The sequence below is a fragment of the Mycobacterium sp. genome (assembly GCF_035314905.1).
In the GTDB taxonomy this organism is placed as follows: Bacteria; Actinomycetota; Actinomycetes; order Mycobacteriales; family Mycobacteriaceae; genus Mycobacterium.
The window spans coordinates 1-10624 of sequence record NZ_DATFYW010000051.1; the positions used below are offsets into that span (position 1 = coordinate 1).

The 10624-nt window shown below is 67.7% G+C and carries 10 protein-coding genes and 1 pseudogene; 3 read left to right on the top strand and 8 right to left on the bottom strand.

What is annotated here, in order from left to right; genetic code table 11:
* The 6 genes from VKG81_RS04110 to fabG form a co-directional block, all read right to left on the bottom strand.
* Positions 1-1100 (bottom strand): cytochrome P450 (locus tag VKG81_RS04110; RefSeq protein ID WP_324389974.1); only part of this gene is annotated, 1100 nt, incomplete at its 3' end.
* A gap of 34 nt (positions 1101-1134) precedes the next feature.
* The gene (locus VKG81_RS04115; RefSeq protein ID WP_324389976.1) at positions 1135-1803 is read right to left on the bottom strand and encodes a GntR family transcriptional regulator; all 669 of its coding nucleotides are present in this window, start codon (positions 1801-1803) and stop codon (positions 1135-1137) included.
* 11 nt (positions 1804-1814) lie between these two features.
* Positions 1815-3008, bottom strand: coding sequence for an acyl-CoA dehydrogenase family protein (locus VKG81_RS04120; RefSeq protein ID WP_324389978.1), 1194 nt, complete (start codon positions 3006-3008; stop codon positions 1815-1817).
* Complete coding sequence (locus VKG81_RS04125) at positions 3005-4255, bottom strand: CoA transferase (RefSeq protein ID WP_324389980.1); 1251 nt, start codon at positions 4253-4255, stop codon at positions 3005-3007. The genes VKG81_RS04120 and VKG81_RS04125 overlap by 4 nt, the downstream gene beginning before the upstream one ends.
* Positions 4252-5469 (bottom strand): acetyl-CoA C-acetyltransferase, encoded by a 1218-nt coding sequence (locus tag VKG81_RS04130; RefSeq protein ID WP_324389982.1) that lies wholly within the window; start codon positions 5467-5469, stop codon positions 4252-4254. The genes VKG81_RS04125 and VKG81_RS04130 overlap by 4 nt, the downstream gene beginning before the upstream one ends.
* 22 nt (positions 5470-5491) lie before the next feature.
* A complete protein-coding gene (fabG, locus tag VKG81_RS04135) occupies positions 5492-6232 on the bottom strand; it encodes a 3-oxoacyl-ACP reductase FabG (RefSeq protein WP_414685150.1) in 741 nt (246 codons plus the stop codon).
* A 53-nt stretch (positions 6233-6285) separates the two neighbouring features.
* On the opposite strand from fabG, the gene VKG81_RS04140 reads away from it, so the two are divergent.
* Together VKG81_RS04140 and VKG81_RS04145 are read left to right on the top strand one after the other, a co-directional pair.
* Positions 6286-7452, top strand: a complete 1167-nt coding sequence (locus tag VKG81_RS04140) for an acyl-CoA dehydrogenase family protein (RefSeq protein ID WP_324389984.1) — start codon at positions 6286-6288, stop codon at positions 7450-7452.
* Positions 7449-8268, top strand: a pseudogene (locus VKG81_RS04145) (mycofactocin-coupled SDR family oxidoreductase). Before VKG81_RS04140 ends, VKG81_RS04145 begins: the two are co-directional and overlap by 4 nt.
* Here VKG81_RS04145 and VKG81_RS04150 read toward each other — a convergent pair.
* Together VKG81_RS04150 and VKG81_RS04155 are read right to left on the bottom strand one after the other, a co-directional pair.
* Positions 8269-9354: an aminoglycoside phosphotransferase family protein gene (locus VKG81_RS04150; protein WP_324389986.1), complete on the bottom strand. Its 1086-nt coding sequence runs from the start codon at positions 9352-9354 to the stop codon at positions 8269-8271.
* Positions 9351-10124, bottom strand: a complete 774-nt coding sequence (locus tag VKG81_RS04155; protein ID WP_324389988.1) for an SDR family oxidoreductase — start codon at positions 10122-10124, stop codon at positions 9351-9353. Before VKG81_RS04155 ends, VKG81_RS04150 begins: the two co-directional genes overlap by 4 nt.
* Positions 10125-10229: 105 nt before the next feature.
* Between VKG81_RS04155 and VKG81_RS04160 the strand changes: the two genes are divergently transcribed.
* Positions 10230-10451, top strand: coding sequence for a (2Fe-2S)-binding protein (locus VKG81_RS04160; protein ID WP_324389990.1), 222 nt, complete (start codon positions 10230-10232; stop codon positions 10449-10451).
* The last annotated feature ends 173 nt before the right edge of the window (positions 10452-10624 follow it).

Sequence of the window (10624 nt, forward strand, 5' to 3'; positions counted from 1 at the left end):
CGGGCCAGTGCGGCGCCGAGGCAGAAGTGCACCCCGTAGCCGAAGGCGACGTGCTTGTTGGGGTCGCGGCCCACATCGAATCGGAACGGCGCGGGGAAGACATCCTCGTCGCGGTTGCCGGAAACATACGACAGCAGCAGGGATTCGCCGGCGGCGATCGGTACGCCGCGCACCGTCGCATCCTCCGCCGCGGTGCGCATGAACGCCTTGACCGGGGTAACCCAGCGGATCATCTCCTCGGTGGCCAACGGCATGAGCGAAGGATCGGCACGCAGGCGCTCCCGCTGGTCGGGATGTTCGAGCAAAGCCAACAACCCGCCGGAAATCGTCGCGCTGGTGGTGTCGTGGCCCGCCGTGGCGATGATGGCGTAGTACGAGACGGTGTCCACGTCGGACAGCGGTTCGCCGTCGACGCGGGCGTTGGCGATGGCCGAGGCCATATCCTCGGTCGGGCGTTCACGCCGCGCGGCGGTCAGGTCGGTGAAGTACCGGAACATGTCAAGCAGGGCAGCCGACTGGTCCTCGCTGGTGGTGCCGCGTTTGAACTCGTCGTCATCACTGCCGAACAGCTCCTGCGTCAGCCGCAGCAGGCGCGGGAAGTCGGACTCCGGCAGCCCGAGCAGCGACAGGATCACATACAGCGGGTAGTTGACGGCCACCTCCTGGACGAAGTCGCACTCGGTGCCCGCCGCAAGCATCCTGTCGACGTAGATTCGCGCGAGTTCGTCGACGCGGGTCTTGAGCGCCCGCATGGCCCTGGGCCGGAACCAGTCCGCGCCGATCGCGCGCACGACGCGATGCTGTGGGTCATCCATGTGGATGAGCGTGCGGACGCCCGCGACGGCGTGCAGCTCATCGGCTTGCGCGGTAATCAGCACCGGCCGGGGCGAATTGGTGAAAACCGTGCTGGCACGCTCGATCTCCATGATGTCGGCGTGCTTGGTGATCGCCCAGAACGGCCGGTAATCGGGGGCTTGCACCCACGACACCGGAGCGTCGGCGCGCAGATGGGTCAATGCGGCGTCAAGTCCCGCCTCGTCGGTGTACGCGAGCGGGTCGGCAAACACGTTCGCCGCTTCATCGATGATCCGCGCGGTCATACTGTAGACGGTACAGTAGGAGCGCCAGGGCTCGTCAGTCCATCACCCCGTGTTGGGTGAGGTGATCGATCAGCGGCGCCACGCCGGCGACGAAGTGCTCCGACATGGCCGCACGCGCCCGCGGGGCGTCACGGTGCTGAAGCGCAGCCAGGACCCGCCGATGATCCTTGCGCGACCGGGCCGGCCAGCCCGCGATGGTGGGGAAAACGGATTCCGGCGCGTAACGCGTGATCTGCGACATCATCTGGGACAACTTCGGCGAGTCGGCGGCGACGTTGATCGCGCGGTGGAACTCGTGGTTGAGGCGCACCGCGGCCTCGCGGTCGCCGCGGGTGTAGGCGTCCTCGAGCTGGGCCTGAATCGCTTTCAGCTCACCCAATTGCTCGTCGGTCACCCTCATCGCCGCGCGGGCGGCCAGTTCGCCGCCGATGTGGGCCTGCACGCCGGACACGTCGGCGAGGTCTCGCCCGGTGACCGGCAGGACCATGAATCCGCGCCGGGGCTGCTGAGTGAGCAAACCCTCGGCGCGCAGCTGGAACAGTGCCTCACGCACCGGCGTGACACTGATGCCCAACTCCGCGGCGACCTGGTCGAGGCGAACGTATTCGCCGGCGCTGTAGGTGCCCTCGAATATCCGCTGCCGGACGTAACGCGCCACATCGTCGGAAAGCTGCGGCCGCGCCGCAAAATCGGGAGCGGTCACCGTGGTCCCCTTCAGATCCGGTACTCGGACAGCAATCGCTTGCTGATGATCTGCTTCTGTATTTCGCTGGTTCCTTCGCCGATGAGCAGGAAGGGGGCGTCGCGCATGAGCCGTTCGATCTCATACTCCTTGGAATAGCCGTACCCGCCGTGGATGCGAAAGCTCTGCTGGGTGACCTCGCTGCAGAACTCGCTGGCCAAATACTTGGCCATGCCGGCCGCCAAGTCGTTGCGCTCCCCCGAATCCTTCAGACGCGCCGCGTTCACCATCATCAGATGCGCGGCCTCGACCTTGGTCGCCATCTCCGCGAGCTGAAACGCGATGGCCTGATGCTCGGCGATGGGTTTTCCGAACGTACTGCGCTGCTGCGCGTATCGAACGGCGAGTTCGAACGCACGGATGCCGACGCCGCAGGCACGGGCCGACACGTTCACCCGGCCGACCTCGATTCCGTCCATCATCTGGAAGAACCCTTGCCCGGGCCTGCCACCGAGGATGTCGCCGGCACCGGCCTGATAACCGTCGAAGATGAGTTCGGTCGTGTCGATGCCCTTGTAGCCGAGTTTGTCGATCTTGCCGGGGATGAGCAGCCCGGGCGCGACTTCGCCGAAGCCGGTGGGCTTTTCGATCAGGAACGCGGTCAGGTTGCGGTGGGGCTTGTCGGCGCCTTCGTCGGTTCGCACCAACACCGCGACCAACGTCGAACTGCCACCGTTGGTCAACCACATCTTCTGGCCGTCGATGGTGTAATTCCCGTCGGCGGTGCGCGTGGCCCGGGTCCGGATCGCCGCCACATCGGAGCCCAACTCCGGTTCGGACATCGAAAAGGCGCCACGGGTCTCCCCGGTCGCCATGCGCGGCAGGAAATGCTCTTTCTGCCTGTCGGTTCCATGCTGGCGCAGCATGTAGGCCACGATGAAATGGGTGTTAATCACCCCGGAGATGCTCATCCAGCCGCGTGCCAACTCCTCAACGCACAATGCGTAGGTCAGCAGCGATTCGCCAAGTCCCCCGTACTCCTCGGGAATCATCAGGCCGAACAGACCCATCTCGCGCATCTGATCGACGATGTCCTGCGGATAGGTGTCGGTGCGCTCAAGCTCCGGCGCGTTGGGGATGACTTCCTTGTCGACGAACTGGCGCACCGTCGAGATAATTTCGGTCTGGAACTCGGTGAGGCCGAGCGTTCGGGCCAGTTTGGTCATTGGCGTTCTCCCTTGACTTTTCGCGGGGACCCAAGTGCGCCGATCGTGCCCGCTGAAACCAGGCGCGTGATCTCATCGGGGTTCAGTCCCAGTTTCTGTGCCAGCACGTCGGCGGTGTGCTGCCCCAGGTCCGGAGCGGGTGCGCCGGCCGGATGGACACCGTCGAGCTGGGCCGGCAGCCCGGGCGCCAGGTATTCGCCGACACCGGGCTGAGTGAGCCGGGAGAACAACGGGTTCCCGGTCACCCGCTCGTCGCCTGCCACCTCCCCGAAGGTTCGGTAGCGCTCGAACAACACCGTGGTGGGAGACAGGGCGTCGGTGATCTCGTCGGCCGTGTGGTCGGCGAACCAGGCGGCGAACAGGCCGCTCAGCACGCCGCGGTGGCGGTAGCGCTCACCTTCGGAGTCGAAGTCGGCCGAGAGTGCCCCGGCGAGCGCGGACACGGCAGGTCCCGTCCCGGACACTTCGACCAGGTCGCGAAAATGGCGTCCGGTCAACGTGACCACCATGAACCGGACGCCGTCCCCGCTGATGAAATCCTGGCCGTACTGCCCATAGATCGCGTTGCCGAGGCGCTGGCGTTCGGTGCCGTTGACTTGAGGCTCCGTCAACAGGCCCAGGTTCCCGGCGGTCGCCAGCGCGACGTCCTCCAGCGCCAGGCTGATGCGGGCACCCTCCCCGGAAACATCCCGGCGGCGCACGGCGGCGGTCACCGCGAGCGCGGCGTACAGGCCGCAGCACACGTCCCAGGCCGGCAGTACGTGGTTGACCGGCCCGGCGTGATCCGCTGGACCGGTGACGAGCGGAAAACCGATCGCGGCGTTGACCGTGTAATCCACACCGGTCGACCCGTCACCGCGGCCGAGCAACTGAGCATGAATCACGTCGGGCCGCAGCTCCGCCAGCCGCTCGTGCGCCAAGGCGCCCAGACCCGCGGCGTTGGTGACCACGATGCCGTCGCCTTCCACGATGAGCCGCTGAACGAGCCGCTGCCCTTCCGGCGAGCGCAAATCGACCGTTGCCGAACGCTTTCCCTTGTTCAGTCCCGTCCAGTAGATCGACGTGCCACCGGCCGCCAGGGGCCACCGGCGAAAGTCGGACGCGCCGCCGATCGGGTCGACGCGAATCACCTCGGCTCCGAGTTGAGCCAGGGTCATGCCGCACAACGGGGCGGCCACGAAGCTGGACACCTCCACGACCGTGGTGCCGGTCAGCGGCAGCGCCGCCGGCTGCCCGGGCTGGTTCACTTCGGCGCGACCCGTTCGAAGACCGCGGCGAGGCCCTGCCCGCCGCCGATGCACATCGTCTCCAAGCCGTAGCGTGCCTCCCGCCGGCCGAGTTCGCGCGCGAGCGTGGCCAGCATCCGCCCGCCCGTGGCGCCGACGGGGTGACCGAGGGAGATTCCGGAGCCGCGCACGTTGGTTCGTTCGCGATCGGCCGCGCCGAATCCCCACTCCCGCATCACCGCAAGCGCCTGCGCGGCGAAGGCTTCGTTCAGTTCGATGACGTCGATGTCGCTGCGGCGCAGGCCGGCCTTGGCGAGCGCGACTTCGGTTGCGGGCACCGGACCGATGCCCATGACGTCCGGCGCCACGCCGGCCAGCCCCCACGACAGCAACCGCACCAACGGCGTGAGTCCCAGCTCGTCGGCCTTCTGCGGGGTCGTGACGACGCACATCGAGGCGGCGTCGTTCTGACCGCTGGCATTGCCCGCCGTGACCGTCGCCTCCGGATCCTGGCCCGCCAGAACGGGTTTGAGCTTGCCGAGTGACTCCAACGACGTGTCGGCGCGCGGGTGCTCGTCGGTCTCGATCACCTCTTCGCCGTGGCGGGTGGGCACCGCCACGGGAATGATCTCCTCGGCGAGGGTGCCGTCCTTCTGGGCGGCCACCGCCCGCTGGTGGGACGCGACCGCAAGCTCGTCCTGCTCCGCGCGGGAGATGCGGTACCGGCGCCGCAGGTTCTCGGCGGTCTCGAGCATCCCGCCCGCAACGGGGTGGTGGCGTCCGCCGGCGGTCGTGCGCCCGCGCGCCAGCCCGTCGTGCACCTTGATGCCGCCACGAGCGCCGCCCCATCGCATGTCGGTGGAGTAGAAGGGGACGTTGCTCATGCTCTCCGCACCGCCGGCAACGACGAGGTCGTTGTCGCCGTTGCCGACCTGCAGGCAGGCCTGGATCACGGCCTGCAAACCGGAGCCGCACCGGCGGTCGACCTGCATGCCGGGAACCGTCACGGGCAGACCGGCGTCGAGCGCGACCACGCGGCCGATCGCCGGCGCCTCACTGGACGGATAGCAGTGCCCGAGGATCACGTCCTGCACCGATTCGGCCGGGACGCCGGTCCGGTCGAGCAGCCCACGCAGGGCCGCGACGCCGAGGTCGACGGCGGTCAGCGACTTGAACATGCCGCCGTAGCGGCCGATCGGGGTGCGGACGGGCTCACAGACAACGGCTTCGCGCATCGTTATTCCTCATCGTGGGTGGTCACATGAACCGGCCGCCGGTGACCTCGAGGACGGTGCCGGTCATGTACGAGGACAGGTCGCTGGCCAAAAACAGGGCCACCGCGGCGACCTCGCCGGGCTCCCCCGCCCGGCCCATCGGCACCTCGGCGACCTTCTGGTCCCAGATGTGTTGCGGCATGGCTTCGGTCATCGCGGACCGGATGAGCCCGGGGGCGATCGCGTTGACCCGCACACCGAGATGGGCCAGTTCCTTGGCCGCCGCCTTGGTCATGCCGACGATGCCGGCCTTGGCCGCCGAGTAGTTCGTCTGCCCCGCCAGGCCGATCTTTCCCGACAGCGACGACATGTTGACGATCACCCCGTGCTTGTTCTCCCGCATGATCGCCGCGGCCGTGCGCATGCCGTTCCAGGTTCCCTTCAGATGCACCGCGATGACCTGGTCGAACTGCTCCTCGGTCATCTTGCGCATCGTCGCGTCCCGGGTGATCCCGGCGTTGTTGACCATGATGTCCAAGCCGCCGAACTGCTCGACGGCGCCCGACACCAGGGCCGCCACGTCGCCTGCCCGGGTGACGTCGCACCGCAGGGCCGCCGCGACGTCGGGGCCCCCAAGCCGGTCGACCGCGGCCTGGTTGGCTTCGGCGTCCAGGTCGCCCAGCACCACCCTGGCGCCTTCTGCGACAAAGCGCTCCGCGATGGCAAAACCCAGCCCCTGCGCACCGCCTGTCACGACCGCCGTTCGACCGCTCAGCATCGACATAATCACACATCATATTTCATATATGATGTTGCGCTGAGAAGGAGGGTCGATCCATGACCACAGACACCGTCGGAAACGATGATTTCGGTGACATCCTCGCCCAGACCCGTCACTTCGTGCGCACCGCCGTCGTCCCGCGAGAGCAGGAAATCCTCGCTGGGGACAAAGTTCCCGATGACCTGCGCGAGGGGGCCAAGAAGATGGGACTGTTCGGGTATGCCATTCCGCAGGCGTGGGGCGGCCTCGGCCTGAACCTGGCCCAAGACGTCGAGCTGGCCATGGAGTTGGGCTACACCTCGCTTGCGCTGAGGTCGATGTTCGGCACCAACAACGGCATCGCGGGCCAGGTGCTGGTCGGCTTCGGCACCGACGAGCAGAAGACCCGCTGGCTGGAGGCCATGGCCTCCGGCGACGTCGTCGCCTCCTTCGCGCTGACCGAACCGGGCGCGGGATCCAACCCATCGGGGCTGCGCACCAAGGCGGTCCGGGAGGGCGACGACTGGGTCATCTCCGGACAGAAGCGCTTCATCACCAACGCGCCCGTCGCCGATCTGTTCGTCGTCTTCGCGCGCACCCGCCCGGCCGACGACAACGGCGCCGGCATCGCGGTCTTCCTGGTGCCCGCCAACTCGCCGGGCGTCGAGGTGGGCGCCAAGGACGCGAAGATGGGCCAGGAGGGTGCCTGGACCGCCGATGTGAGCTTCACCGACGTCCGCGTTCCCGGCGGTGCCCTGGTCGGCGGCGACGAAGACATCGGCTACCGGGCGGCGATGATCTCGCTGGCCCGCGGCCGCGTGCACATCGCCGCGCTGGCCGTGGGAACCGCTCAGCGCGCGCTCGACGAATCGGTCACGTACGCCGCAACGGCGACGCAGGGCGGTACGCCGATCGGGAACTTCCAACTGGTGCAGGCGATGATCGCCGACCAGCAGACGGGGGTGCTCGCCGGGCGCGCTCTCGTCCGGGACGCCGCGCGCAAGTGGGTCACCGACGAAGACCGACGGATAGCCCCCTCGGCGGCGAAGCTTTTCTGCACCGAGATGGCGGGCACGGTCGCCGACCTCGCCGTCCAGATCCACGGCGGCAGCGGCTACATGCACGGGGTACCGGTGGAGCGGATCTACCGCGATGTCCGGCTGCTGCGACTATACGAGGGCACCAGCGAAATTCAGCGCCTGATCATCGGCGGAGGACTTGTGAAAGGGGCGCAGCGCAATTGAGCGGCCGACTCAAGGGCAGGGTGGCGTTCATCACCGGAGCGGCGCGCGGGCAGGGCAGGGCGCACGCGGTCCGGTTGGCCAACGAGGGCGCGACATCATCGCCGTCGACATCGCGGGCAAGCTTCCGCCGTGCGTTCCATATCGCTCCGCGACCCCGGACGACCTTGCCGAAACGGTGCGTCTGGTCGAAGCCACCGGTCGCCGCATCCTCGCCCGGACCGTCGACATACGCGACTTCGACGGACTCCGGGACGCTGTCGACGCCGCCGCCGCAGCGCTGGGACGGCTCGACATCATCGGCGCCAATGCCGGTATCTCGGCTCCGGCGACCTGGGACGAGATAACACCCGAATCGTTTCGCGACGTCATGGACGTCAACGTGACTGGCACGTGGAACACGGTGATGGCCGGGGCGCAGAAGATCATCGACGGGGGCCGCGGCGGATCGGTCATCCTGATCAGCTCCGCCGCCGGGGTCAAGGTGCAGCCGTTCACGGTGCACCACACCGCCAGCAAGCACGCCGTCACCGGAATGGCCCGTGCGTTCGCCGCCGAACTGGGCAAGTGCTCGATCCGCGTGAACAGCGTCCATCCGGGTCCGGTCAACACCGAGATGGGCACCGGGGACATGGTCGCCGCGATCGGACGGGCCACGGAAACCAATCCGCAGTTGGCGAACATGCTGACCCCATTCCTGGCGGACTGGGTGGCCCAGCCGGAAGACATCGCCGATGCCGTGTGCCGGCTGGCGTCCGACGAATCACGACTGGTCACCGCGACGCGGATCTCGTCGATCAGGGCTCGACGCAGTACTGATCAGCCGAGGAGCTCCAAGGTCCTCACGTCGCGGATCGCCTGACACCCGCGCCGCAACATGACCGCCACCATCTCGTCGCCGCGTTCGGTCGACGCCGCGAACGCGAAACCCAGGCTGGTGATCAACGGCGCCTGCAGCATTCCCATCCGGTAGTCGCGCCAGCACATGTCGCGGTCGTAATCGGCGATACCATAGGTCGACAATGCCCGGTGGTAGTCGTCGACCAGCTGTCCTTCGATCGCAGCCCGGGTTTCGGGAACCAGGCTGGTCGCAGCGAAGTAAGACAAGTCCCGCGCGGGCAACCCGATTCCCATCGTCTGCCAGTCCACTATTGTGACCCGGCTGACGGCGGGGTCGAACAGCATGTTGTCCAGGCGGTAGTCGCCGTGCATCAGGGAATACCGGCCGGGTTCGGCGAGCAGCCACGGTGTCACCAAACTCATTGCCGCCGTGAGCGTTTCGCGGTCGGCCGGGCTGACCTGCGTGCCGAGCTTGTCCAGCGTGATCTCGGCGCTGATGCGGGCGACGTCACCGAGACCTTTGGCTCCGGGCTCATCGCCGGGCTTCGGCATCGCCACCCCGGTCAGGTCCAGCCACGCGGGATCGCACCAACTCGGGCCGTGTAGTCCTGCGAGCGCAGTTACCGCCAGGCGTGCCTCCTGCGGAGTGCAGCCGGCGAGCTGGTTCCCCTGCACGGCCGGCGCCATGTCGGCAAGCAGCAGAGCGAAATCCCCACCGTCGTCGGTGATGTCGCAGTAGAAACACTCGGGTGTCGGCACCGCCGTGTGCTGCGCGACCCTGGCGTAGAACGCGACCTCGCTCCGGTAGCCCAGAGTGACTCTGTCCCGTACGGTGTCGTCCTGCGCCGGCAGCTTGATGACGAAGGTTTCGGGCAGGTTGGGCCGGTCGGAGGCATACGTCGCCGCGATCCGGTAGGTCGCTCCGGTCTGACCGGTGCCGATGGCGACGACGTCGACATCGCTGACCTTTACAGGTTCGCCCCGTGCGCTCAGTGCGGCTGACAGCCATCCGCTCGTCACGTCGGTCGGGCGGCGCGGAATCGGCGTTCCCGAGGCCGACGTCACGCCGACGCCATTCTGTCGATGTGGCCGAGGATGTCGGGATAGCGCTTCAGATGGGCGCCCCCATTGAGGTCGAGCACCTCGCCCGTCAGCCATGACGCCTTGCCTGAGCACAGGAACAGCACCGCGTCGGCGACGTCTTCGGGCGTGCCGACGCGGCCCAGCGGGGTGTTCTCCAGGTAGTCGTCCAATACGGCCGGTACCAGTGTCACCGGCTCGGTCAGCGGCGTGTGCACAAAGCCCGGCGAGACGGCGTTGACCCTGATGCGGCGCGGCGCGAATTCCAGTGCCGCGACCTGGGTCAGCATCGCGAGTCCCGCCTTGGCCGCGCAGTACGCGCTCATCCCCGGTGCGGCCAGCCGCGCGTTCAACGACGTCACCGACACCAGCGACCCGCCGTCACGCAAGTGCCGGCCCGCGTACTTCGCGACGACGAACGCCCCGGTGAGGCACACGTCCACCACGGAACGGAAGTCGGCGACCGGCATGTCGACGATGCGCCCGAAGTTGCTAAATCCGGCGGTGTTGACGACGACGTCGACCGGTCCGACCCGCTCGAACAACGCTGCGACACTTTCCTCGTCGGTGACATCGACGCCGGCCGCGACGTGCGGCTCGCCAAGCTCATCCGCCCGCGCCGCGGCGCCCGCAGCGTTGCGGTCCGCAATCGTGACACGGCAGCCCTCGGCGGAAAGCCCCCTGGCGGTCGCCCACCCGATGCCGGAAGCGCCGCCGATTACCAGTGCGACGCGCCCGGCGCCGGATTCGGACATGGTGTCACTGTAGGACATCGCGAGTGCCGGGAATCATTATCGTAAGACTTCCAGTAAGGCCCAGCACTTTACCGCCCACACCGGTTAAGGTAGCCTTACCTACTTATGTATGTCTGCCTGTGCATGGGCGTAACGTCCGAGACGGTACGTGACGCGGTCGCCAACGGCGCCGCGTCGTCGAAGCAGGTGGCGGCCGCCTGCGGCGCCGGCAGCGCGTGCGGCCGCTGCCGGCAGACAGTGCGGGCGATCATCGCTTCGCAGGGCCAGTCGTGCGGCCCGAAGCCGTTCTGGGGCAAGGTCAAGCAACTGGCACGAAAGGCGGGCTGAGGTTCGTCCCGCGCAGCTACGGACTCTGCTGAACCCTGGTGCTGACGTTCGGCACCTGGACGTTGCCCGGCCCGTAATACTCGTTCGCGATGCACTGACCCTGGTCGCCGCCGCTGCACTGGGTGAGCGCATTCTCGCTGGGCGCGCCGGTGTTGGGGACCACGTCGGGCACG